The following is a 24,910-nucleotide window of genomic DNA, read 5'->3' on the forward strand; positions in this document are numbered from 1 at the left end:
AACTTTTACTCATTACAATGTACAAACGCACGTTCTTATTATATAATAGATACAGGTCTTCTATAAGACTGCCTTACCTTTTCACAATCTGATTAAGTGCTGCTGGGCTTAGATAGCCCCCTCCTATAAGCAGTACTATGCGCCCCTTATATAACCTTCCATTGGTACCAGTCATCCCAAGAAATACTCTCAAATGCCAAATCCAACGATTAAGGTGGTGAGCTGTGCCGAAATATCGTTCGAGATTCTCTTTCTAGCAAAATTTATCTCAGGTAAACTAGCCATAATTAAAAAATGTCGATGCAAAAGGAACCCTTTCGAGGAGGAAAATGCATGAGCGAAAAATTGCTTCATCAAATAATCAATACGTTAAAAGTTGTGCAAGGGGATATTTCGGAAATGAAAGGTGATATTTCTGGCTTGAAGAGTGATGTATCTGGCTTGAAAGACGAAATGTCAGTAATGAAAGACGACATTTCCAGTCTCAAGGAGTCTCAGGCTCTTATAAAAGATGACATCTCCAGTCTCAAAGAAACAACTGCAAGAATGGAAAAAAAGTTAGATGCAACGAATGAGCAGACTGGTAAACTTATTGAGCAGTACCAAACTAAAATGGCGCGTCTTGATAATATGGTAACAAAAAACGACCTGGAGTATTTCGACATGAAAATAGGCAAACATGAACGTGAAATTTATAAATTAAAAAAGCAGGCATAATGATAGAAAAGCACCTGATTTGATACACGTTAAATCAGGTGCTTTTATTGCGTATATAACTTTCTCTTTATGTACACCACTTTCAAGACTCACAACCAAGGGGGCGGTTACTTCGGTTGAGAGAGTCCTTCCATGCTTATTTTTGTTGTTCTTCATATGATCTAAATTATTTCAAATAATCAAAAATTACTATTTTTTAAAACCACTTGCTTGAAACGGTCCCTCTACCGTGATAATCCCAATATATCGAGCAATCTCTTGTGGAGATTCCTTTAACTCATTTTGTAGCCATTGTTGTATGACACCTAAGTGGGCTGAAACTATATAAGAGAGCAAATATTCTCTAGGAACTTTCATGCGATCTTTATTTCCTTCTGCTTCCTTTAAAAATACTTTCCCGATGTTTGTTTTAATATATTCCTTAAGCTTAATTTGAAAGGCAACATTTCCATTCGGTCCAAGGACTGCTCTCATAAAAGCTGCATTGTTTTTAATGTACTCGAGTAGCTTCACTGAATACGCAAGCGGTTGCTGATTTTCGCTGAATTTCCTTATATCATTAACTTTAATATCTTTTGCAATGTCTTCGATTTCTTGGAAAAATTCGTTTTCACATTTCTTTAATAAATCAAACTTATCCTGATAATGTAAATAAAAGGTACCACGATTTATATCTGCTTCGGAGGTAATATCTCTTACTGTAATCGATTCAAACCCCTTTTCCTCTATTAATGCTGCTAGCGCCTCCCTAATCATTCTTTTCGTACGAGCAATTCGACGGTCAACCTTTTGAACTGACATTTTATACACCCACTTTTAAAATTTTTTTGAGATTATGAACAGAAGACCTTTAAAGTGTTGATTTCACAACAATAATCCAATTACTGATTATTGAATTCTCTGATATACAAATTATAATAGATACTATGATCATTAATCAACACAGCGTTAATTAAAAGGTAGTGTCAAAAGTTTTATGAAATGCTTCAAACAAAAATTAGTAATCATCTCACCATTACTTCTCCTTAAAGTTGCTCTTATTTTTCACTTAACCCTACTCCGAAGCATGAAATTGAATAGGGGGAATAAACTTGTTGAAAAAGTTCAATCTATGTCCAAAGAAGACTCTGATGAAGAATCTACTATTAATTAATATCTATTTCAGATAGAGACAAGGTAATGGAAAGGCACCAAAAATGAGCAAGGCAGCTTTAAAGTAAACATAAATGAGGGGTGATTGGAAATGGCAGAGTTATCACAAAGGAAAAATGAAAGAAATTTAGATGATCTCATAGATTTTATGGAAAAGAAGCCTAGTAACTTTGGAGGACTTATTCACTCAGCAGCTAATTCTAAGCCACGCCGGTCTTTTGCTCCATTAATTCCCAAAAACGAGACATCGATTAAAAAATTTACGTTGTCACAAAAAATGAAAGTTGCGCCTAGAATGGCTAGAGTAATGAAAGGAATGTGGAAAGGGAAACGATATTATAGTAAAAGAGTTACATCCAAACAGACAAAAGCTCCAATGGAAGGTTTTGAGGAAATTAAACAATTCGCTCAAAAATTAGGAGCGATTGATGTAAAATTTATAAAGGATTTACCTTCCAAGCAAGTATTTAAAGGAAAATCTATTCCTCACAAAAACGCAATCGTGTTCACTGTTGAAATGGACAATGAAAAAATCCAAACTGCCCCTAGTTTTGAATGCTTTGCTGAAGTAGCAAAAGGATACGGTGATTTGGCTGTAATTTCAAATAAAGTGTGTGATTTTATTCGAAAAAAAGGGTTCTCTGCATACCCAAGCACTGCGATGGGTGGGCAAATGGATTATGTTGCAATTGGTGAATTAGCGGGCTTGGGAGCAATCGGATATCATGGACTTTTAATCACACCTGATGCCGGGTCTCGAGTTCGAATAAGTACCATATATACGAATATCGATACGTTTCCTGTCGAGACAGAGAATCCCCACCTATGGGTCCGAGAGTTTTGCTCATACTGTAGAAAATGTGTTCGAAGTTGCCCAGTCCAAGCAATCAACAATGAACCACAAGTGAATGAAAATGGAGATATGCAGTGTATCGATTACAAAACGTGTGTTAAATATTTCTCGGCAAACTACGGTTGTGCGATTTGCATTAAAGCATGCCCTTTTAGTACAGCTGGTTATCATAAAATACAAAAGGGCTATTTAAAGAAAAAGACTGTAAAAGAGAGTAATAATAGTTAAGTAGAAACTAATTTAGTTTAGCAGTATACTGAAGAGTGGCATTCCAAAAATACAATAATGGTACACCTTGATAATATGGCAACCAAAGAGGATCTGGAGTTTTTCGATATGAAGATTGGGAAAAATGAACGTGATATTTATGACTTAAAAAAGCAGGCATAATGATAGCACAGCACTTGATTTGATACATGTTAAATCAGGTGCTTATTGCGTATATAACTTTCCCCTCTATGTACACATTTTCAAGATTCACAACCAATGGTGCTCTATTCAACCACTAGAACCGCCCCTATGGCCTCAACAACCCTTTAAGCACCGCAGCACTTTTTAAATTTTTTCCCACTGCCGCAAGGACACGGATCGTTTCTGCCAACCTTCTGTGGCTTTGATTCTGTTTTTTTTGCTGGCTTTATAAACGGTTTTGTACTTGGAGGTGGCTGAACGAAGGAAGGACGCTGCTTCTCAGTCTCTTCTCTAAATTTCTCTTCTGCCTCAGCCTTTTCGTCTATCATGTTGCACTCCTCATAAATCCCAATGAGCCTCTCATAGAAAACGTCTCTGTCATTCACGTTATCGATTTGCAATCCTTGTTTAAGGATTCGGATCGCTTTATCTTTATCCATATTCTTTTCTCTGGCAAAGATAAAGTACATATCCGACCAGTTAATCCACCCGAAACCTGATGTGGGATACATTTTCGTATACTTCTTGAAAAGTCTCTCTCCCTCTTCTTCCTCACCTATCAGGAAGTATGATTCTGCAATCACCCGTTTCATTACTAAGGCGTTATGGCTATGTTTCTTTTTCATACGCACGATAAATTCAGACAAGAAATCAAGCCGCTTCTGATACAGTTGATTGTATTTAACGGCAGCACTTCCGAAGAACATTTCAACATCCTGCGCCCAATTAAATATCATTTCATTTCCTTGAAAAAGCTCTTCTAATTCCTCTATGTATGGAATGCTTTGATCCTTCATAGCCGCCTTTATGTCTTCCCATAAAGCGAGCCAAACGTCCACAACCTCTTCCTCTCTCCCGTTAGCTTTAAGCTTATAGCCCTTCTGCATTTGAGCATCAATATGATCGTTTACGTCTTTTGGTAAAGTCGCCATTTCTAACACTCCCTAAAAAATGACTTAGCCTTATTTTAAAGCTAAGTCGGCGTTCCTTCAATGATTCCTAGCAGTTTAGATTTATATGCACTGGGTTTCACCACCACAAAAACTGTTGTTTCCCTTCTCTTTGAATTATCGCCATTGATAGTGCCTCAATATCCACCGTAACACCTATCTCTCTTTTTATTGTCATAAATCTACAAAAACAGAGTGGTGATCGGTAAGAGATAACTGTTCCATTAACTTAATCAAATGTATATAATACATAAAATAAGTTTCCTGAGAGCAACTTTGTTTCACTAGAGAAAACCTTTTTTTGTTATTTAAGGAGGAGAGATAATGACAGAAGCAATCGCCTTGATAATAATTTTCTTGTTATACACTTCCACAGCTAAAGTAAAAGAAATTATACGTAAAATAGATTGATTAACTAGGCATGAGAAATTAACAATGAGCAAAGAGAGTGATCAACTGTCTCACTCTCTTTTAGTATGCAATTAATTAGGAGACTCTTACAATACAGATTAAACTCTTCTAAATCCTTTAACTAATCGCCCGTTAAGAGACTTATTAAGTGCATCCTTAGCCTCAAAAGATAATTCACAACTTTTACGACCAGTGTCTGGCACAGTTTATAATAACATCAGTAATAAGCCCTCCACTTTGAGAGGGCTTATTTTACGTGGAATCTATGTCTTTTATCAACAAGCTCGAAATCGTTTTTGGAACCCGACACTTTAAAGTTATACCACACTGGGAGTCAGGAACCACAAATACGTGTCTTTCTATAATGCACTTCCGCTATTCTATAATGCATTTACGCCTTTCTATAATGCATTTACGCCTTTCTATAATGCACTTCCGCCACACTATAATGCACTTCCATCATTCTATAATGCACTTTTGTCCGCCTGTTTAGTTGAAAACACTGAAAATTATTTAAATGATTAATACATCATAAAACCAACTAACTGCTGCATAAATTAACCATACTACCATAATGGCATATAGAATTGCTGCCACAACTTTAATAGTCTTAGTTTTACTTTTTTCTACACCCGAAAAAGTTAAAATAGATATCGTAAATAATATGAATAAAAATGGCGATCCTGAAGCAAATCCTATTGAAAGTAACGCAATAGAAATGATTAAACCAAAGACACCTTTTCGCTCATTCATATTTCTTGACATGACATTCTCCATATACCTTCTCCTTTGCGGTCTAAGCCCTGGGTAGATTTTGTTATAAGTTCATTTATCCACTTTCATCTATTAAATAGATTTTAAATAACAGTTAAATGACTTTTCCCGTTAGCGAGATAATATTCATATACCTTCCATTATCCGTTGCCATCATTTCTCTATCTCCAATAGCATATGGGTTGTCCGTAGATAACCAATCACTCCATGCTTTATCAAAACACTGCATTTCTTTTATTTCAAAATCTTTTAACTTCCCTGCAAATTTTTCTTTCCACCAGCCAATAGAGTGCCACATCTCAAGCGCTTCACTATCCCAAAGCTCCTTCATTTCATTAGGGATATTGTTATGCACTTCGTATTTCATTCCAGGAAATGCAAAGGCTACAAAAGCATCTTTTTTCAGGAGAGGTCTGAGGTATTTGTCGAAGTATTTATCATTATTCCCAAAATAATGATAAGCATCAACGCTTATCACAGCATCGAAATACTCATCAGCAAATGGAAGTTCATGAGCATCTGCATGGATAGGTATCACTAAATCATCAACTTTCATTTGTTGCAAACGCTTATCATTGTCGGTAGCTGAAACCCATAAGTCCACAGCAAAGACTTGCACATCACATTCTTTAGCCAAAAAAATAGAAGTCAAAGCATTACCACAACCTAAATCCAACACTCGCATACCTTTTTTTAGTGGTATATTTTCCAAAAGTTCTTCAAGAATGATCATCGAATTAGGACCCATCAAATTTTTAGCTACAAAATTTTTATCGTACTTTTCAGTTTTAACATACTGATTCATTATATAATTAACCCTCCACTTCATTATTAAAATTTAGCCCCGGAACAGACATTCGCTCAAGCTTTCTTTCTTTCGAATTCACGGTCTCTTCTTTGCGGAAGTAACCATCAGAATGTGTCATGCACTACTATTTTCACTTTCTCGTTCAACATAATACTTTTTCAGTTCGTTTAATACAAAATTTTCACAATGGATCCATCGATTTTGCTCATACTTCTGCAGACATTTTTCGTTGGCGTGAACCGCCTCATCGATGGACAGCCAGTGAGGCGTAAATTCTTGGTCAGCCTCATAATCATCTAATCGTTGAGCAACTGTCTCGTCATTGATCAATTCACATAGATAATAATGAGAGTTCATTTGGAAATACGCATCGTCATCGTATTCATCTTTACTACGTTCTATCACTATGCCTAGTTTTTCCTTGACTGCACAGTTCTTATATCCGGATTCCTCAGTGACTTCACGGAGTAGTCCATCTATGTGACTCTCATTCTTTTCCACTCCACCGCCAGGAAATTTATAGTCTCCCATATTCGATTGAATGAGAAGAATATGATCATTTTGAACAATCACAGCTCTGACTGCTTCTCGATAGTTCATTTTCCATTGCTTTTCATTGATGTTCTTCGTTCCGAGTACTTCATTTAAAACCATTGGATCACCCTTCCCTTTTCCAAATCATCAAAATTATAATTCCGTCATTTTTTTACGAATCCATTCATCAAGCCACTCTTGCTGTTCACCTGGGTTCATCACAATAGCTCCCATTCGGTGTTGTTCTTGATAGTCCTCATTAAAAAATTTCGGGATGTATTGACCATCTTGCCAAGGAGTCATAACATAAACTTCCCGCACTGCTCGACTACCCGATTTCTTTGACAAAATGCCATCTCTATACTTGTGCATTTCTCCAATTGCGTTCGACAAGTTCGCAGGGACTCGATACTTAGGGTCAAAGACAACCATCTCCTTCGATCCTTCAAGGACAATATCAGGAATCATCCGATGAGTATATGTAAAGAACAAAGGAGAATTTCCTTGATATACTCGCTGAAAATAAAGTTTCCATCCATTATTAAGTGAAACTTTGCTTTGATGATTCACCGATAAATCAAGAAAAATCCCATCATTTTCTATGCGGTATAAGGAAGATGTGTCTTGCAATAAGCCTGACTTACGACAAGATTTCATCACTTGGAAGTAACACCACATTTCATAGAGGTCGAACGTATTCTTCAAGGGTATAGAATATCCAAATCCAACATGAAGTTGGCCATGTCGAAATAACCTTTCAAACCATTGATAGATTAACTTGTATGTTGGATGTTTTCTAAAGACTTGTGTAATTACTCGACTCCCTGTTAATTCACTTACTTCTCTAAGAAAGGTATGGCTTAACCAATATCTGACTCTTGCTAACAAACGATTTGCTTCTGTTTCAACCTCTTTATAACCACACTCATAGTAACGAAGTAAAAGTTGCTCTAATTGCCTTAACTGACTTTTAATCAGCCTGTTTTCATAGACATCAATATTTTCTTCTCGAATGGATGTCTTAAGTTGCTCTGGAACGCCCTCCTGGTTACCTTTCCCATATGTCTGTTCTAACCATCTTTCTGTCTGTGGAGACAAACTTTTGACCGTCTCTCTTCGAACGAATTCCGTACGATTATGAAGAACGCGTAAGGGACGTTGAACGAGCTTCCCCATCAATAAGCTTAAATTGGAAAACGTCGTGATAATATATTGCCATTGAGACCACGACATATCTCGCTGGAAACCAGAATGCTCTAGTGTTCTGGTAGATCCTGCATATTGGAAACAAACAGCAGCTTCTTGGAGAATCTCGATGAGCATTTGATCATATTGCGTTTCGGTCATCTTTCTCGAATCAGGATAAAGATACATCCTATACTCTTCATCATCGACTGAGAAAGTAATTTCTCCTGATTGAAAAGGGGTGACGATGCTTCCTGTCAATCCATCATCCACCATTTGATACGTAAGTGGTATGTTAGCAAAACGAAGATCATTCGCTCTTTTCCTAGATAGGTGCCATTCGTACGTTGCTCCTTCCATGAGATAAGATTCATTAAGAGGAATCCATTCTTCTCCCGGAACTCGGATCATGACATCATCGCCAATACTGCGTTGCGCCATAACGGTCTAACTCCTTCTGCATTCTCGTTAAATCCACTAACGATCCTGCCTCATTTCCTAGTTTTTTTCGAATTAAATCTATCAATTCTTGGAAAAGTGGGGCTATTCGTTCATCTCCTTTGATTTTCGGAAGAACTTTCTCTCTAATGACAACATCTAATGCCTCTTCACGACCCATCTGATAGTCAAAGTCTAACTCCATATTTCTCATCAGCTTTCGGACCATTTCATTCATAGAACGATAACCGAAATGAAGATCATAAGGTAATAGTACATGATGGATCTCCTTAAGCAGACTGAATTCACCCTGAAGCTTTTCTCGAGTTGTCTGACTAACAGACTGCCAATATGGATCAAAGTTCACATCAGATAATGTCATCACAAAGGCTCTATCCAACACTTTATCTGATATAGAGTGCGTTGTTTCATCCACATTGATCGTTCCAACAATATACACATTCGGAGGAATCGTAATCGTTTGAGGAACGTCAACAACATCGTTCCTGTCATGAAGAGGGATCGATTTTTGTGATTCGACGGCGCTTAAATAGTCACTTAAGTAATATTCCACCCGAGCTAAATTCATCTCATCCAAAAGAATGAAGTGGGGCTTATCTCTTTCCTGACGGGCTTTAAGAATCATTCGCAAAAATTCAGGCATAACGTACCTTTTGTCAAAAGAACTATAATAACCGAACAACGCCGTAGCATCCATCCAATCTGGTCTCACAGGGATAATCGTTAAATAAGGATTGGTCTCTTCTATTGAAAGATCAAACACCGCATTGGCGTACAACTTAGCTAACTGCGTTTTACCCGTTCCAGATATTCCACTCAAAATCACAAAGTGCTTGTCCTCTAAAGCCGTTAAATTTAGGTGGAAATCTCGAATGACGGACGTCTGAAAAGTTAACTTAGACGTTTTAACGTGTTCAATAATCGCAGAAAAATCAAAGTTACTTTCAAGTTGAGTGGATTGCTCACCTTCTTCGTCTTCTCCTTCAGTCAAGGTGCCTTCCTTTTCTCCTTCTGGCAAAACTAATTTCTCACTCACATGAGCAAAAATTAGTGCCGCCATTGCTAACCTTGACTTTACAAGATCTGCTTCTTCTTCAAATCGTTCACGGTCATTGTCATACGTACCTGGTGAATAGCGACTATCGGATGTTTCAATGCCAAGCTCATTCAAATGTTGGAAGGCCTTTTTTAAAATTTGTTGATTATTTAATGTATGAGTAGCAAACGTTTTATGAATCCACCATGTCGTTTTCCCATCCCCGACTAGATCACGTATTTTTGCCCACATATGATTATGACCATCGATGATGACAGCTAGTCGATGTGGGTATACGGTGTTATATTTATCAGAAAAGGCATGAAAGCTCATGATCCCTTTCACGACCAGTTGTTCCTGATCATACAGATAAAAAGACTGTTTATGGCCTTCATTTTTATTACGTTCCATTTCTCCATACTCAATTTTGTAGGCGTGTCCTAATAAAGAGACTTCCTTGCTCTCATTCTCTTTCATTAGTAAGGAAAAGATATTGTTCGTTTGGAATGATACAGATCGCTCTTCATCAATAAAACGGTAAATAGGCGATAACTGATCAAATAAATCTTTTAGTTCCTCCATCAAGACCTCTTCGGTTAGCTCTCCCGTAAGTGGACGATCGATACCAAAATAAAACGGTGGTCTTTTAGCTGGTTTTACATATGATTGAACCGTTTTAGACAATTCGTCTTTAGGGATTTCCGTTTTTCCGTTATTAGGTTGTTTAACATATGTATGAATAGATTTCGGTAATTGAATAATCAACTGGTCAAGCTTTTTACTCTGTAAAGCTGCCCAAAGAGGATAAAATGCTGTTTCCACATACATTCTGTAAGAGTGGTCTATTCCATTGAATTCGAGAGTGAGGACATTCACTTCGTCCTCGTAAACCTTCTTTTGCAATTTAATAAAATACTTTCGACCAATATTCGTATCTTTTTTAGATTCGGCGTATTTGGGGTTTTGCGAATCATGGTACGTTGTTCTTAATGTGACACCATAACTTTTTATTTCATAAACATCATTCACATCTCTATTTTGTTCAAATTCTTCTTTCAATCTACTGAAAAGCTCTTGCATGTGAGGCTCAATATGATCCAATACTTTCCGACAACGTTCTGTCGTATCATCAATATTAAATAACTCTTGATACCGATCAAGTTTCATAAATTTTCCCTCCATTAGTAAACTTTTGCCTTAAGGAATATTTTACTAGTACATGAAAAAGATTGCTATAATATTAGTAAACTAGTCCTAAGAAAAAACTTAATTAATAGTAAACTCTATTGTAAAATTTCTAACCTTTTCCTCGTCAATTTACAACGAATGAAAAAAATAGATCTTATCCTTCTGACATTTCGTAAGATCTTAATAAATGAAAAGAAGAAATGATCTACATAGAAATTTGGTCTCACTAAAAAATATACCTTTGTTATAATAACTAATAAAGACAAATTAGGAGGAATGTATGGGGTTATTTGATATTTTCAAGAAGAAGAAAAATGTAAAGCCTGAACAAAAGCAAAGAGCGACCAATTCTCATAAACAAATGAGGTCCAGTGAACAAGTGGCTTCTAGAAAGGGAGAATTATCATCCCTTTACGAGAATGGGTTCTATTCTAAACTAATGACCCACATAAAGTAAGAGTATTAGAAACGGCTGCACTCATAGGAGTACAACCGTTTTTTGTATGGTCTCGATTTAGCGATATGCTATTGCGCTTTCTGCAGGCCTTGGACTTTCACTGCATTTTTCCCATAGGTCAGCCTTCTCCATAGCCACTCCATCGGTCCAAACCGGAATCGCTTCATCCAATAATAACTGTAGACAATTTGCAGGGAGTAGATACCTACTGTCATTAAAATGCCTCCGAAAGGCCCAATACTTCCGAATAAGCCGAGCCCGTAGCCGTAGAAAATCGTCGTGCAAAGGAGTGTCTGCATGAGATAGTTCGTCAGCGCCATTTTACCGACTGGCTGTAAAAATGTCGTTGCTTTTACCAAACGGTTTTTGTTTTGGAGAAGTAACAAAATACTCATGACATAGAAGATACTAATCGAAGGTCCACTGATGAAAAGCCCTCCATACTTGACGAAATACCATGGAGAATCAGCCCCATCAATGAAAAGCTTTCCTAAGCTTGCAAGGATTAAGCCTAGCACACCTACCATTAACATTCTTTTTGCAATTCGACGGATTCTGCCAAGATTGTCTACCGTATTCGTAAAAATTCCAGTTTTCCAAAAATACATTCCAAAGAAAAACATCGTTAGAATAACGCCGAAAAGAAAAATATTGCCAACAGCAATGATTGAAATATCATTGATTCGTTGCTGTAGAATTTCAACGAACGTACCTTGACTATATACTTCTGCGATGCGATTAACTTCGTTTTCCATTAATGCCTGTTGCTCTGAGTTGGTCTCTATTTGAGCAAAAAACATGAAAGAAGCCATGAGCATAAAGAAAGTGACAATAATACTCCAAGTAATAATCGCTGCCTTCTTTAAGGAACGAGGCTGTTTCCCCTTCATAAAAAATAAAAGAAAGCCAAGCACGGCATAGAAAGTCAAAATATCCCCATACCAGAAAAAGAAAATATGAATAAGACCAAACATGAGTAGTACGAGAAGACGACGTTTAAAAAACTTCTTTACGTCAATCCCCTTTTCTTCTCCCCGTTCCATAAACAAAAGGAACCCAATACCGAATAACATGGAAAACATAGAAACGAATTTAACTTCTGCAAAAATAAAGATAAACCATGTGCTTACGGTGTCGAGCAGATTATTGCTACTAAAAGAGCTACCGAGCATTTCCGCTTGAATGGCAGGTGTGGAGAAAAATCTCATGTTGACAAGTAAAATACCAAAAAGTGCGAAAGCCCTAATAATATCAAGGGTGACAATTCGCTCATCTGCTGCAGTAGGAACAAAATGATGCTGTTTCGGTTGCTGCATAGTGTTTCCCCCTCTCGAAATACTTTTCAAGACAATTTTACTATAATTTGATATAGCAAAAAGGGAGGAAATAAGTCTTTTATATGACAGAATAAGAGCTGCAAAGCCTGACACGGCAACTTTTGGAGCATTGGGGTATTAAAAAAAAACGAAGAAGAGTTATATGATAAAATCAATCATTTTCATCATTCACTTTTTAACAAAGCAAACACTTTCAGAATAACAGTTATACCTTTTAAAGAATTGATTTATTAACTTTGGTGTTGATTTTCGCTTCAGGATGCTCGCTTTTCGCGGGCAACGCTTCAGCCTCCTCGTTCCTGCGGGGTCTTCTGCTGCTCCTGCGGTTACTCGTCGCATGAAGAGCTTTTGTTGTTTTTCCGGCAGGAGTCTAGCTGCTTTCGCTACTAACAACGCTATTATCACGTTGTTTCATTAAATTTTAAGCATCGCTCTTTCCAGGCGATGGAACCACGTGCTGGTTCTAATATTTTTAGAAGTCCTTTCTTTAAAACTAGAATTTTAGTTAAATATTCAATAGTGTCTTTGCATTACGAGAAAATATATTTGTTCTATCTTCCTCATTTGTACTTGATCGCAATACAGAAAGTATAGAAAAGGCATGATTAAAAAACGGATAATCCGTACCAAACAAAAGTCTACTACTCCCAATCTCTGTAATTAACCTTTTGATATTTTGGGCGGGTTGTGTACTTATATCGGTGTAGGTGTTGGGATGCTTTTTCATAAGAGCAATTAAGTCCTCTATTTCAAACATCGCAGCATGAGCAAAAATAAAAGGGGTTTTAGGAATTTCTTTTAATACTGCGTAAAATTTTGAAACCTGTTGCAATTGCTGCTCCATTTTTTGTTTTTTAGTTAAAACTCTAGTAGCCATAAACTCCTCTTTTAACACACCACTACAAGATAGGATCGGTAAGTTTGTTTCCGCCAATCGCTTAATTAATTGGATTGTAGCACGATCATCAATTGGATAATTTGCAACATGCGGATTAAGCTTCCACCCTTTTATGTCTAAATTTAAATATTGTCCAATCTTATCCTCAATATTTTCATCTTGAGGATGAATGGCTCCAAACGTCAGGAATTGTTTATTCTGTTGAATAATATCATTCATTTCCGCTGCTGAATTTTTATTTGGTGGATTAATTTGCATCACAACCGCTTTGCTAATATTATTTCGCTGCATATCTCTCCAGGTTCTTTCAGGGGTGGCTTTTCTAACAACCAATCCGCCTAACTGAAGCATTTTTCTAGCTTGAATACCGTCAGAACTTGCTAGTGTTGCTGGATAACGGGTAAAAGAAATTTGAGTTAAGTCAAACATCTTTAATGAAAATGGAAAGCAGCTTTCCTTAAAAAAGGATGCATTCATATCCTGCTTCTCTTTTTTTAATAATGCAGGAAAAAGAGCCTTTAACCCCGCAAACATATGGCAGTGAAAATCAATGATTTCGTAAGACTTTACATATTTTTCGTTCATGACGAAATCACCAAATTCCGATATCTCTAGCTCTGGATACTCATCAAGGACCTCCTGCTTCGTTTTATACATTTTGTTCCCCTCCATCCATTACTTTTTCCATGATATATATAACCTTATCTTTTACTGCATTCATTTCGGAAATAAGCCCTATATGTCCAGCCTCATAATCTATCTCATACACACAGTTAAATTTTTCTCGCAATTCTTTTACTGTATCAAATTTCACTAACTTATCATAAATTCCCCCTATAGAAACAGTCTGTTCTGGTGAAACAAGCGGATGGTAGTGCGTTAGTTGTATAGGAGAATACAGACGTTCAAAATCAAGTCCTTTTTTTATCCATTTCTCTCTTTTTTCTGCTAAACCAGGACATATCGTAAGTTCCTTTAACGTTCTTGGAAGTCTAGCTCCTGCCTGCCCAATAATATATAAATTGGCTCTAGCATCACATACTCCTAAGAAGGAGGTGATAAATCCACCTAAGCTAAATCCGCCCACCATAACCTTTTTATCTCTTTCTTTTACATAAGATAATACTTGAGAAACATCATGAACCGCTTGTCTTATCCCTTCAATAGTTATAAGCGGAGATGAATCAAACAAATAACAGCCTGAATAGGGCTGGTTTTTGGGGCTCCTCAACATATGATAAGGTAAGTGAACCGCAATAATTTCTAAATTCGGAAACTTCCTCAAAATTCTTGGGAATAAGTATTTTATTTCATTTTCATAGCTTCTCTCCGAAAAACCGTGGAGATAGATAAAACTATTCTGTGGAGGTATTTTAGAACTACGATCACTAACATGTTCATAAACAATTTGATTATTATCTGGAAAAGATTCATAAAAGGATTGGAGCTCTTTGATAGGTTTGTAGCTAGAAGGCATAGTCAGCGTTTGAATGTGAAGGTTCTTTTTGAAACAAGTATTAATGACTTTAGGTACTGTGAAACTCTCACTATTATTAAATATCTGTACATTTGAATAGATCGCTTGAACACTTTCCTCATCTACTTCATTAACATCACGAAAAATTTCATCCATTGCTCTTTTTTTATTAATAGCTTTAAAAAACTCAGTACCTGTATACTCTACTAAGTTGGATAAAATTTTATTCAAGATACCCCCTCCTTAACTTTTCCAGAACTAATCAACAATTACTATTGGCTAATTCTGCCTCATTACTTCAAGTGCACTATTTCACAAATACAATTATATTTTATCATAAATATCACGTTTAGAACTCGTTAGGTTATTTCATAGTTCATTTTCTTATGACGCAGTATTAGTCTACTACGCACTAGAAGAGTTACTCCTCAGTCTGGCATGATTGAGGAGTATTTTTAAAACACCGCTTCTATATGGTGAGTGTATAACATCACATCCGTCGATTTCCCCGCTTAATATCAACTTCTATCACTGTTATAACAATACTATTCTCGCGGCATCAGATTTACCAACTTCTCCACAGCCGGCAAATCTGCTGGTGCCCACTCAATTGTCCTCAACTCTCCCGGAGAAAGCCACGCTATTTTCTCATGTTCCGTTAGTGTCGGCTCTCCTTCAATTAACATAGCGTAAAACGTTGTCAATTCAACGATACCGAAGTCATACTCATATATCGTCCGTTTCAATTGATCTCCTACCTCAACTTGACAACGCATCTCTTCATAAATTTCTCTCTTCAAAGCTTCTTCAGGGCTCTCCTCAGATTCTACCTTTCCACCTGGGAACTCCCACATCAACGGTAATATCCTATCTTCTGATCCTCGATGTGCACAAAGGATTTTTCCACCTTCCATGATCACAGTACCTACAACATGAATCACTTTTTTCATAACATCCTCCACTTCCATTCAACACGAGCAAAGCAATATAAGCTTCAGATGAAAACATTGAACAATGGTCTTCCAAGCAAAAAGTAATCACCGTCTATCAATTCCATTATTGGCGTAATAAATTTAAAAAGTAAGCGTCATATAAAAGCCTCTCTCAAAAAAAACTTAAATCCAAGAATTTTCGTTAAGTGCCAGGCGCCAGCCGTTAATATTCTTTACTTACATATATATTATCAACGACTTATTCGACATATTTCGAGGAGTGACTAGGCACCAGGCACTAATGTCTGTTAGCCCATTAATTGAGTTTGTAAGTATTAGAGACGCATAATGATCGCGCGTTCACTCTCAGCCATACCATATCAATTCAACCTCTCCCCTCGAAATGGTAATATCGAATTATTCCAGTAATAAACGTTATACATATCATTCAATGTATTTAAAAGGGAGCTTCTTTATTCCATTAAAACGCCCATTTCTGGAACATCTATTAGCTAGTTTAAATAGTATTGATGAACAACTATGATTGCAAGTTATCCTTTCCTGAATTGCAACAGGAGTTCGATTCTTTATTATGATCATATTCATCATGACGACGGAGCCATGTCTTGCCGTTGCCGTCACTGCGTCCAGGTGGCTGTTCCCAGTCCTCCTGCCTGCCGAGAGCCGTTAAATCGAGGTAGTTGAAGGTACCAAGTATCAGGTCAGTTCCACGGGCGTAAGTGGTATACGTGTGAAAAATTCTTTCTCCGTCACGAAGAAAGGTGCTTACGCCAGGCACTTCCATCGACTGTCCAGAATCAACGGGTACGCCTTTCTGAACAAGCTCGTCCTTGGTCAAATAGTTGTATTCGATTGGGGTTACAGTTTCGTCCAGTGTAACGTGAAAGTCATAGTTAAAATCGCTACCGTAGGACGAGTACCAAGGAATGTTCCACCCCATGCGTTTCTTGTAGCATTGAAGCTTGGGAAGTGGAGCGCGGGATATCAGTGCCAGTGACGTGTTTCGTGCATGCAGGTGAGCGAGATGGCCGATGTTGTCGACCGCGAGCGAGCAAGCCGGACAACCCGCTTCCCAATCAGGATCGAACATAAAGTGATGCACGATAAGTTGAGGGCGTCCTTCAAACAGATCAAGCAGACTGGTCTTACCATGCGGACCATCTAATACATAGTCCTTATGAATCTCTACCATTGGGAGTCGGCGGCGCTCGGCATTCAGCACATCACGCGCCCTAGTGAATTCCTTCTCTTTGCTCAGCAGTTCCTTACGAGCCATATGCCATTCGTTTAGTGACACAATATTTGGTAGTTGCAGATGATTATGGTTTTTTTTCATATAATCTTCTCCTTTCTGTTTTCTTAAGCTTTTTTGTCCCATTTGGTTCTAGGCACCGTGAATACAGCCGTCTGCTGTGAAGATCAGTTCGACGAAAGGGAGAACAATGAAGACTGCTTTTCTGTTCTTGCTACCCGGAACTGCTTCTAGTCGAGCAGGGACGTTGTCTGATTTTCCAGCGTTTCGAACTAGTCGTTATGTCTAGACCATATCCAGTTCGAAAAATCATCTTTTTAATCCCCACCACCTCTTATTTTTTATACCATCACAACTGTTTACAAGGCTCTTTATGGAGCCACTCTAGCTGAAAGGATCCCGAAGTCAACAAGTAAAGAGTATTAACTTTACAAATTCGAATATTATATTTTTGTAACCGTCACTCTGTCATTAATAATGGTCAAGATGTCCATACATCTCTCCCCTCATTTCCCAGTTGGTATAAGTCGAGTCTCTTTTATCTTCCTTAAAGGAATAGCCTAGATATAACGATTTATGTTTTATCCTTCACGTCAGTTTCCGGAGGAATCATCGATCCACCTTACTACAATACAGCGCCCATACAATAAATATGGGCTGAAAAAGTAACCTGACCCATGACATGGCTGGGGAATTAAAAGTGCCTCCAATTTCAATGTCGCTCATCGCTTTAATTACATTAGCAGGGAAAACGGCAACGAAGTAAATTGCTAACAAAATGCCTGACCACCTGCGCGTTCCTGGTATAATCAAACCTGCTGCCAATACAATCTCAATGATTCCAGTCAGATAGACGATAAATACTGGGTAAGGTAAAAAGTCAGGAACCATTGCGACCAATTCTTCTTGAAGGAAAAAGTGACTGGTTCCGAAAAAAACAAGGAAAACAGCCATCGCATAGGCTGCTAACTCCCTTTTTGATTGATGACGAAAAGCAAGGCCTGAACGAGATAAAATTAGAAATAAAGCAAAACTGCCTAATAAAACTATAATAGTAATCAATTCTATATCTCTCCTTTTGAACTATCTTGTTGATGATTAATTTTTTGTATGCTTAATCAACAGACCAATAAACAACCAGCAAATCTTTATATGACAAGCAGGTTATTTCCTAATGAAACGAGCAGGAATAAACTCAAACATTATATCAAGTCACGAAACCCTGACTTACCTGACAACTGAGGTTAAGAATTAATTTCGATGAACTGTTGATAGAAAATAAATTTTATCACGAAAGGTTTGATAACATTTCTTCTCAATTGCTATATATATACCTTCTTCGATAACAATATTCTATTTTTGGCAATAAAGCATCGAAACCAAGGGGACGGTTCCTCCGGTTAAACACCAGTTACATCATTTCCTTTACCCTAAACCAAGGGGACGGTTCTTCCGGTTGAACACCAGTTACATCATTTCCTGTACCCTATGACTAAATTAGCTAAGACAACAAGAGTGCTTTATTATTGTTTAGATGAAATCGAAAAATTCTCTTATGGTTTGATGTGGTTGGTCACTAAAAAATCCCTAACAATGATGTCAAGGATTAAAGATTAAAACATTTAGTTAACTCTACTTCAAAGAATCTATACGATTACTAAATAATTCCTACTTCTTTAAACTTTATAATACTATCGATTAGATCTGCTACATTTCTTGAAGAATTGCCTTTAGTGTTATTCCTTTGGTCTTTTATATAACCAAACATTGCCGCAACATTTTCTTCTAAACTCTTCTTAAGTTTACTCATTCTGGCTTTCAATTTCACGTTTTCATTCAAGATAAATTGATGCTGCTGTTCCATACTTTCTAGTTTGGTAAGCGGAACATGTATTTTGGGATCGACTTTCACTTTCGTCTTTGCATCTAAATCAAATGTCTGGATATCAGTCTCCTCAATTAGTTTATATTCGTAGCCTTTTTTATGTAAACCTTCTTTTATTCCCTCTTTAAAGGACAACCCAACGAGCATAAATCGTGCCTCCGCATTATTTGCTAATCCATCATACTTAACCAACTGCCCAACTCCATGCTCATTTGCCTTAATTTTCACTTCGCAATATAAATAGGTTCCATTTTTGTCCAGAAAAAGCAGATCACACTTTGTTCCTTTTATATCCACTTCTCGCTTCACAAACGTTAACCCTTCTTCAATTAAGTATGGATTCGCAATCAGTAGATCATGTAGTGCTAATTCATTCATTATTCTCATCCTCCTCTAATTTTTGTTTCTCACTTAATAAGTACAGACAAAACAAAAAATCAGGGGAGGTAGATGGTAGATTATTTATCAGAATAAAACATTAAAAATATAAGCCCTGAAGAACATGTCCTTCAAGGCTTACTTAGGAAAATATATTAAAGTTTCATTTTATTGAACAAACAGTAAATATTTTTCTGCAAATGTTATTTACAAATCTTTTTTTACTTTACCATTGCACAGTACCCTTGTACTAAGTAGTAAACGACTTTGTTTTGTTAGTTGTTATTTCTTTATAATTAATACCCTTAGGTAAATGGGGACGGCACTTGCTAACTAAATTTTGTAAATTATCATAAGCAGATAAGTAATCGTAAAGCTCTGGGTTAAAGGTGAACCCTCTTAGGCTTTTGGTTTTTCTTTTCCCATAGAGTCAAATAACTGTTTAGATGATAAATCATTGAAAGGTAATGTGACATTGTGTTTAAGTCCTTCGTTGTAAGATGCTTTTAAGTCTGTAATTAGAACGCCTAATTCGGTATCTGCAGTCCATTCAGAAATATCGTTCCAGTTTCGAACTACCCAACTATCACCTGTACTTACTTGAAGTAAGTTTAATATCTCTTCCTCAGGCAAGTCATATTTATTCGCTAATTTAAGTCCTTCAGCTACTGCATTTATGTTAATACCCAAAATCATATTGTTAATTAATTTTGCTGCCTCGCTGTTACCTGGCTTATTACCGTAGTAGAACGTATGGGACCCTATCACATCAAAGTATCCCTTTAAATTATCCACGATTGTCTTAGAACCTGATGTCATAATTGATAATGTACCAGCTTGAGCACCTGAAATACCACCACTTACCGAAGCTGAAATTATTTTTAATTCACTTTCTTCATCGACTTTCTTACTTAAATCATTCATTTTATCAGGGGCGAGAGTACTCATGACAATAATTGTTTTATCTTTTGGCTGGGCAGATAATAGACCATCTTCTCCAAAAATGATGTCAACATTTTGTTCATAGTCACGAACCATTGAAATGATCGCTTCGTCAGCTTGTTCTGCTACCTCTTTTAAAGTTTCTACCATTTTTATTCCAGCACCATTTGCCTTTTCATATACCCCTTTGAAAGCGTCATAACCTATCACTTCAAAACCGGCTTTCTTTAAATTAACTGCCATTGGAAAGCCTATCGCTCCTAGTCCAACAAATCCAATTTTTTTACTCATTAAAATTCCTCCTATTACAAAAAAGTTATAATCTATCACATCATTAACTCTATAAAAAGTTGATTGGCTTTGTTTTTGTATGATAAGTCGACACAATCGTGTTAAGGTTATGACCTTAGGAATTATTAAGCTAACCCTAGAAGAAATCATGACGACAACAAGGGCTATAGAAATCTCAGGGTAACACTTATTCTGATCCCAGCTATTTTATTCAATATTATCAAGAATTCAGCTTAAGGAACAATTGATATGGTTCCTGACTCGATTGTAATAGCCCGGTGAACCGTTCGAGTCTTCTAGCCTTACAGAAATAATGTTTCTTTAGTCCAAAATTAATTTAGATCTATTATGAAATTATCTCGAATTCAAGTCTTCAAGGTAATGGCCCATTTTTTGCACATTAATGGTCTACTTCCCCAATAAAAGAGTTATTCCACAATCTCCCCCCACAAAACATCAACGTTAAAACTCTTCTTTTCATTGTAATTGCAATACTATTCTCACGGCATCACCTTTACCAACTTCTCCACAGCCGGTATATCCGCCGGTGCCCACTCAAGTGTCTTCAACTCTCCCGGTGAAAGCCACGCTATTCTTTCATGTTCCGTCAATACTGGTTCGCCTTCAACCAACGTAGCGTGAAACGTTGTCAAATCAACGATACCGAAATCATACTCATAAACGGTCCGTTCTAGCTGGTCGCCAACATCTATGTGACAACGCATCTCTTCATGAATTTCTCTTTTCAAGGCCACTTCAGGGCTCTCACCAGATTCTACCTTTCCACCTGGGAACTCCCACATCAACGGTAATATCTTATCTTCTGATCCTCGTTGTGCACAAAGAACTTTTCCATCTTCCATGATCACAGCACCTACAACATGAATCACTTTTTTCATAACAGCCTCCACTTCCATTCAACACGAGCAATGTCCTATAATATACTCTTATTCGCCTTTGGAGCGAGCCACGGTGCGATCGGTTCATCCAGTTTCCAGATGAAGCTGACAGGTTTACTTCCTGAATGGCTCACATAGTTACACGTTCCAAGAAAAGTAAACGGTGCCGTTAAGCCCTGTTCTTTCTTGTATTCTCTCACGAATAAAGCAATCTGATGCCCCGAACTTCGATGCGTCCGATATCGTTTCGCTGTGTCGCTCGTATCAGAAACGCGACTTTGCGACTGCCAATGGAACAAACGATCGTTAATCGCATAATCTTCATAGAGTGTGGACGGTGAGAAATCCTTTTCTGATTTATTTAACGTGATAAAAAAGATATCTAAGTTTTTCTCAGGGAAGTGTTTCACCCCTTCACGGAAATTCGGACAGCTTTCCTCTGTATAAAGTCCGAGCGCTGCCATCACTTGTGCCGTGGAATAAGTTGAATGCACGCCTAACGGGTCTTGATCATGCAGATAACTTCGCTTTTCCACCGTCTTTAACGTTTCATACAAATACTCCAACACTTGAACGACTTCCTTAATCAATCGTTCATGTGAAAAAATGGTTTTAAGAGCGTCATGAGCGGAATCATAGCCCGCTTTCAGTGGCGATTCTCGGTCAAAAAAAGTATAGTAAAGCATTAATTCCATTTTTCGTTCTTCATCTGAATCAACGTTAACCATTCGCCCTGGCAACCCTTTCATATACTCAAGTAAAAATGCCAAAAACCTTTCTGAATTAAGATGAAAAAGGCCAGACAATCGTTTCGTAACGACGTCTTCATGATTGCTCGTAAAGTCGTCTCCCACTCCTGCTTCAACCTTCATTCTTTCAAACGTTCTATTTCGACTTTTCCCATAAAAATCAAAGATAGAGATTCCTTCATATGAAAGAAAGTTTGATAACGTCAACGCTAAACCTGTATCGTTAGTAAAATGAACCAATTTGCTGATCAAATGAGCCTTCGTATTGGCCGACTGACTGATGTTTTGCAACACATACTCTTTAGCCTGTTTCTCTAACTGAATAAAACACCCCTTCGGTAAATTGAAAAAGCCATGATCGACAAAGTGCTTCACAGAATGCTTTGTTTTTCCGATCAATGAACGAAATTTGTCCTCGAATTTGTAGTTTTTATGGGCTCGACCGATGAAATCCAACACAGTCAAGCATTCTTTCCCATCTGCTAAACGAAGCCCACGACCTAACTGCTGCATAAATACGGTTAAACTCTCTGTCGGCCTCAAAAATAACACGGTATTTACTTCAGGAATATCCACACCTTCATTATATAAATCGACGACAAAGATAAAACGCAGCTCACCAGACTTTAACTTGGCTTTTGCTTGATCTCTCGTCTCTTTATCCGTTTGGCCATAAAGAGCCACAGAAGGAATCCCTTTCATGTTAAAAAAGTCAGCCATATACTTGGCATGTTCAATCCCGACACAAAAGCCAAGACCTTTCACTTCATCAACATCCGTCACGTACGTTTCGATACTTTTAATCACTTGGGTGCTGCGTCTCGTGTTGTGCGTATAAACATTTTCCAACTCTTTTAAGTCATACCCACGTTTACTCCACTGCAGTTTTGATAAGTCTTCGGTATCACTGACACAAAAATAATGAAACGGACTTAATAGTTTGCGGTCAACAGCCTCCGTCAATCGCATTTCAGACGCAATTCGATAATCAAAGTATTGGAGAATATCTTCGCCATCCATTCGCTCAGGCGTTGCGGTTAATCCAAGTAAAATAGAAGGTTCGTAGTAATTTAACAACGTTTGATACGACTTAGCAGCTGCGTGATGAAATTCATCGACAATAATATAATCGTAAAAATCAGCAGATGTTTTCTCATAAAGTTTGATACTATTGAACGTTTGAATGCTGATAAATAAATGGTCAATCTCTTCAGGTGTATGTCTTCCAACAAAAAGATCTCCGAAGTTGAAATCCTTTAAAATCGCTCGAAACGTATCGCGACTTTGTTTTAATATTTCTTCTCTATGTGCAACGAACAGCAATCTTGGTCGCTGAGATCTCGTTTGTTTCTCTGCAAACCGTTTATAGTCAAATGCAGATACAACCGTTTTTCCAACACCTGTTGCTGCGACAATGAGGTTTTTATGCCTTCCGAAAATGTCTCGCTCTGCTTGAAGTTTTTCTAAAATCTCTTGCTGGTAATGGTAAGGCTGAATATCCAACATAAAATGGATGTCATTTTCATATGTAGATTCTTTTTTCGATAAAGCTTGTTTTAATCGGTCATGATCGCTTTCTTCCCTTGCGTCAAAAAGTTGATATTCCTGATCATTCCAATAGCTTTCAAATGTCGCATTAAATTTATTGATAATATCAAAGGAGTCTTTTTCCGTTACTTTCATATTCCATTCAAGTCCTGACGTCAAAGCAGGATTGGATAAATTCGAAGAACCTATGTATGCCGTTGTAAAACCCGTTTCTCTGTGAAAAAGATATGCTTTTGCATGTAATCTTGTTCGTTTCACGTCATATGAAACTTGAATTTCCGTATTCGGCAACTTACTTAACTCTACAATCGCTTTATAATCGGTCGCTTCCATATAAGAAGTCGTAATAATCCGCAGATGTGTCCCCTCTCTGCTCGTAAAACGTCTCAGTTCATCGATAATACAACGAATCCCGCTCCACTTAATAAACGATACAAGCATGTCTACTCGATCGGAAGTCAAGATTTCCTTCTTCATTTCACTGAGCATATTCGGCTCATAATGAGATCCTGTGAACAAGGAACTTTCCGAAATAGGTGTCACAGGTCTCGTCGATTTCTGATGAGTAATCGCTCGTTCCGTATTCAACTTTGCATAAACCGCTTCTAGCACACGTCCTTCTTCTGAAATCGCGAGAGACGCCTCATCATCTAATTCCGAACTAAGTTTGGCAATCACTTGATTACACATTTGAATTTGCTTGAGCAACGCTTGTCCATCGTTGTTACCCTCTCGTTCACGTACAAAGCGAAGAGCTCTGCGAGTAACGGTAGATACATAAGAAGCAAGCATCTTCCGCGCCTCCTCTACATCTAAGGCGGACTCTTCTAAATAAAATTCATCGTCTCCAAGTTCCTTTAACTGTCGTCGCAAATCATCCGTAATGACTTGCTCATAAATTCCGTCCCGCAAAGGATCACTTCCTAGATTGTATTTTTAATTGTGGGTAGAGAGTTTTGAACAAATGAGTTTGTGGAATAATATTACATTCTAAAACACCCTTCGACGGGAATTTAGTTATTTCCTGCTCAATTGATAATATTATAACTTCTTCATTACTAAACCAGTCTAGCAAGTGTCATAAAATAGCCTGGCTAATGGCGAATAATAAAAAATGATATAAGGAAAACACACATTCGAAACTTTAACTTTAATAGTATCTAATAACAGATTCAATTAAAAATATTATAAGAGCAAACATTAATAGTGAAGTTAAACTATAAGAAACTTCAACTATTCGGAATAACCGAATAGTTTAATCTGAAAGAAAACGAGAAGAGAGATGTACCATTTATAATCTTGAAATAATTATTGCTATGTACTTATATTTACTCAGCCAAAATTTCTTAAACGTATTTACATATTA

20 protein-coding genes are annotated in these 24,910 nt (G+C 37.3%); 3 read left to right on the top strand and 17 right to left on the bottom strand.

All coding sequences use genetic code 11. The annotated features are described in order from the left end of the window. The first annotated feature begins 333 nt into the window (after window positions 1-333). Window positions 334-717: a hypothetical protein gene (locus QDN89_RS19225; protein WP_280771793.1), complete on the top strand. Its 384-nt coding sequence runs from the start codon at window positions 334-336 to the stop codon at window positions 715-717. A gap of 189 nt (window positions 718-906) precedes the next feature. Here QDN89_RS19225 and QDN89_RS19230 read toward each other — a convergent pair whose 3' ends face one another. Next, complete coding sequence (locus QDN89_RS19230) at window positions 907-1,518, bottom strand: TetR/AcrR family transcriptional regulator (protein ID WP_280771794.1); 612 nt, start codon at window positions 1,516-1,518, stop codon at window positions 907-909. 442 nt (window positions 1,519-1,960) lie between these two features. Here QDN89_RS19230 and QDN89_RS19235 point away from each other — a divergent pair, with 442 nt between their 5' ends. Then, on the top strand, window positions 1,961-2,950 hold the full coding sequence (locus QDN89_RS19235) for a 4Fe-4S binding protein (protein WP_280771795.1): 990 nt from the start codon (window positions 1,961-1,963) through the stop codon (window positions 2,948-2,950). 308 nt (window positions 2,951-3,258) lie between these two features. On the opposite strand, the gene QDN89_RS19240 is transcribed toward QDN89_RS19235, so the two are convergent. From QDN89_RS19240 to QDN89_RS19265, 6 genes are all read right to left on the bottom strand, one after another. Continuing rightward, window positions 3,259-4,065, bottom strand: a complete 807-nt coding sequence (locus tag QDN89_RS19240; protein ID WP_280771796.1) for an SEC-C metal-binding domain-containing protein — start codon at window positions 4,063-4,065, stop codon at window positions 3,259-3,261. A gap of 942 nt (window positions 4,066-5,007) precedes the next feature. Next, window positions 5,008-5,271, bottom strand: coding sequence for a hypothetical protein (locus tag QDN89_RS19245; protein ID WP_280771797.1), 264 nt, complete (start codon window positions 5,269-5,271; stop codon window positions 5,008-5,010). 91 nt (window positions 5,272-5,362) lie between these two features. Continuing rightward, on the bottom strand, window positions 5,363-6,073 hold the full coding sequence (locus QDN89_RS19250; RefSeq protein WP_280771798.1) for an SAM-dependent methyltransferase: 711 nt from the start codon (window positions 6,071-6,073) through the stop codon (window positions 5,363-5,365). 117 nt (window positions 6,074-6,190) lie between these two features. Beyond that, complete coding sequence (locus QDN89_RS19255; protein WP_280771799.1) at window positions 6,191-6,730, bottom strand: NUDIX hydrolase; 540 nt, start codon at window positions 6,728-6,730, stop codon at window positions 6,191-6,193. 33 nt (window positions 6,731-6,763) lie between these two features. Beyond that, entirely contained in the window at window positions 6,764-8,236 is a 1,473-nt protein-coding gene (locus QDN89_RS19260; protein WP_280771800.1) for a DUF2357 domain-containing protein, read from the bottom strand. Next, window positions 8,211-10,457: an McrB family protein gene (locus tag QDN89_RS19265; RefSeq protein WP_280771801.1), complete on the bottom strand. Its 2,247-nt coding sequence runs from the start codon at window positions 10,455-10,457 to the stop codon at window positions 8,211-8,213. The genes QDN89_RS19260 and QDN89_RS19265 overlap by 26 nt, the downstream gene beginning before the upstream one ends. A 301-nt stretch (window positions 10,458-10,758) precedes the next feature. Between QDN89_RS19265 and QDN89_RS19270 the strand changes: the two genes are divergently transcribed. Further along, window positions 10,759-10,935: a hypothetical protein gene (locus tag QDN89_RS19270; RefSeq protein WP_280771802.1), complete on the top strand. Its 177-nt coding sequence runs from the start codon at window positions 10,759-10,761 to the stop codon at window positions 10,933-10,935. A 68-nt stretch (window positions 10,936-11,003) separates the two neighbouring features. Here the strand turns inward: QDN89_RS19270 and QDN89_RS19275 are convergent, their stop codons facing one another. From QDN89_RS19275 to QDN89_RS19320, 10 genes are all read right to left on the bottom strand, one after another. Continuing rightward, the gene (locus tag QDN89_RS19275) at window positions 11,004-12,251 is read right to left on the bottom strand and encodes a DUF418 domain-containing protein (RefSeq protein WP_280771803.1); all 1,248 of its coding nucleotides are present in this window, start codon (window positions 12,249-12,251) and stop codon (window positions 11,004-11,006) included. 526 nt (window positions 12,252-12,777) lie between these two features. Further along, the gene (locus QDN89_RS19280; RefSeq protein ID WP_280771804.1) at window positions 12,778-13,827 is read right to left on the bottom strand and encodes an amidohydrolase family protein; all 1,050 of its coding nucleotides are present in this window, start codon (window positions 13,825-13,827) and stop codon (window positions 12,778-12,780) included. After that, window positions 13,820-14,878 carry a hypothetical protein gene (locus QDN89_RS19285; protein ID WP_280771805.1) on the bottom strand — a complete coding sequence of 353 codons (1,059 nt, stop codon included), beginning with the start codon at window positions 14,876-14,878 and terminating at the stop codon, window positions 13,820-13,822. The genes QDN89_RS19280 and QDN89_RS19285 overlap by 8 nt, the downstream gene beginning before the upstream one ends. A 314-nt stretch (window positions 14,879-15,192) precedes the next feature. After that, entirely contained in the window at window positions 15,193-15,597 is a 405-nt protein-coding gene (locus QDN89_RS19290; protein WP_280771806.1) for a (deoxy)nucleoside triphosphate pyrophosphohydrolase, read from the bottom strand. 520 nt (window positions 15,598-16,117) lie between these two features. After that, window positions 16,118-16,936 carry a DUF899 domain-containing protein gene (locus QDN89_RS19295; protein WP_280771807.1) on the bottom strand — a complete coding sequence of 273 codons (819 nt, stop codon included), beginning with the start codon at window positions 16,934-16,936 and terminating at the stop codon, window positions 16,118-16,120. A 525-nt stretch (window positions 16,937-17,461) separates the two neighbouring features. Further along, window positions 17,462-17,914 carry a DoxX family protein gene (locus QDN89_RS19300; RefSeq protein WP_280771808.1) on the bottom strand — a complete coding sequence of 151 codons (453 nt, stop codon included), beginning with the start codon at window positions 17,912-17,914 and terminating at the stop codon, window positions 17,462-17,464. Between the two features lie 595 nt (window positions 17,915-18,509). Next, on the bottom strand, window positions 18,510-19,115 hold the full coding sequence (locus QDN89_RS19305) for an endonuclease NucS domain-containing protein (RefSeq protein WP_280771809.1): 606 nt from the start codon (window positions 19,113-19,115) through the stop codon (window positions 18,510-18,512). Between the two features lie 399 nt (window positions 19,116-19,514). Further along, entirely contained in the window at window positions 19,515-20,348 is an 834-nt protein-coding gene (locus QDN89_RS19310; protein ID WP_280771810.1) for an NAD(P)-dependent oxidoreductase, read from the bottom strand. A gap of 500 nt (window positions 20,349-20,848) precedes the next feature. Beyond that, window positions 20,849-21,247, bottom strand: a complete 399-nt coding sequence (locus QDN89_RS19315) for a (deoxy)nucleoside triphosphate pyrophosphohydrolase (RefSeq protein ID WP_280771811.1) — start codon at window positions 21,245-21,247, stop codon at window positions 20,849-20,851. Window positions 21,248-21,282: 35 nt separating this feature from the next. Then, window positions 21,283-24,456, bottom strand: a complete 3,174-nt coding sequence (locus tag QDN89_RS19320) for a DUF3427 domain-containing protein (RefSeq protein WP_280771812.1) — start codon at window positions 24,454-24,456, stop codon at window positions 21,283-21,285. Between the last annotated feature and the right edge of the window lie 454 nt (window positions 24,457-24,910).

The sequence above is a fragment of the Salipaludibacillus daqingensis genome (assembly GCF_029891575.1).
GTDB classification, from domain to species: Bacteria; Bacillota; Bacilli; order Bacillales; family Salisediminibacteriaceae; genus Salipaludibacillus; species Salipaludibacillus daqingensis.

What these genes read in the sequence shown, in the direction of transcription:
- QDN89_RS19280 (WP_280771804.1), bottom strand. Translation starts at nt 13,827, where the DNA reads ATGTATAAAACGAAGCAGGAGGTCCTTGATGAGTATCCAGAGCTAGAG.
- QDN89_RS19265 (WP_280771801.1), bottom strand. Translation starts at nt 10,457, where the DNA reads ATGAAACTTGATCGGTATCAAGAGTTATTTAATATTGATGATACGACA.
- QDN89_RS19310 (WP_280771810.1), bottom strand. Translation starts at nt 20,348, where the DNA reads ATGAGTAAAAAAATTGGATTTGTTGGACTAGGAGCGATAGGCTTTCCA.
- QDN89_RS19230 (WP_280771794.1), bottom strand. Translation starts at nt 1,518, where the DNA reads ATGTCAGTTCAAAAGGTTGACCGTCGAATTGCTCGTACGAAAAGAATG.
- QDN89_RS19275 (WP_280771803.1), bottom strand. Translation starts at nt 12,251, where the DNA reads ATGCAGCAACCGAAACAGCATCATTTTGTTCCTACTGCAGCAGATGAG.
- QDN89_RS19250 (WP_280771798.1), bottom strand. Translation starts at nt 6,073, where the DNA reads ATGAATCAGTATGTTAAAACTGAAAAGTACGATAAAAATTTTGTAGCT.
- QDN89_RS19290 (WP_280771806.1), bottom strand. Translation starts at nt 15,597, where the DNA reads ATGAAAAAAGTGATTCATGTTGTAGGTACTGTGATCATGGAAGGTGGA.
- QDN89_RS19315 (WP_280771811.1), bottom strand. Translation starts at nt 21,247, where the DNA reads ATGAAAAAAGTGATTCATGTTGTAGGTGCTGTGATCATGGAAGATGGA.
- QDN89_RS19260 (WP_280771800.1), bottom strand. Translation starts at nt 8,236, where the DNA reads ATGGCGCAACGCAGTATTGGCGATGATGTCATGATCCGAGTTCCGGGA.
- QDN89_RS19255 (WP_280771799.1), bottom strand. Translation starts at nt 6,730, where the DNA reads ATGGTTTTAAATGAAGTACTCGGAACGAAGAACATCAATGAAAAGCAA.
- QDN89_RS19295 (WP_280771807.1), bottom strand. Translation starts at nt 16,936, where the DNA reads ATGAAAAAAAACCATAATCATCTGCAACTACCAAATATTGTGTCACTA.
- QDN89_RS19240 (WP_280771796.1), bottom strand. Translation starts at nt 4,065, where the DNA reads ATGGCGACTTTACCAAAAGACGTAAACGATCATATTGATGCTCAAATG.
- QDN89_RS19245 (WP_280771797.1), bottom strand. Translation starts at nt 5,271, where the DNA reads ATGGAGAATGTCATGTCAAGAAATATGAATGAGCGAAAAGGTGTCTTT.
- QDN89_RS19270 (WP_280771802.1), top strand. Translation starts at nt 10,759, where the DNA reads ATGGGGTTATTTGATATTTTCAAGAAGAAGAAAAATGTAAAGCCTGAA.
- QDN89_RS19225 (WP_280771793.1), top strand. Translation starts at nt 334, where the DNA reads ATGAGCGAAAAATTGCTTCATCAAATAATCAATACGTTAAAAGTTGTG.
- QDN89_RS19305 (WP_280771809.1), bottom strand. Translation starts at nt 19,115, where the DNA reads ATGAATGAATTAGCACTACATGATCTACTGATTGCGAATCCATACTTA.
- QDN89_RS19235 (WP_280771795.1), top strand. Translation starts at nt 1,961, where the DNA reads ATGGCAGAGTTATCACAAAGGAAAAATGAAAGAAATTTAGATGATCTC.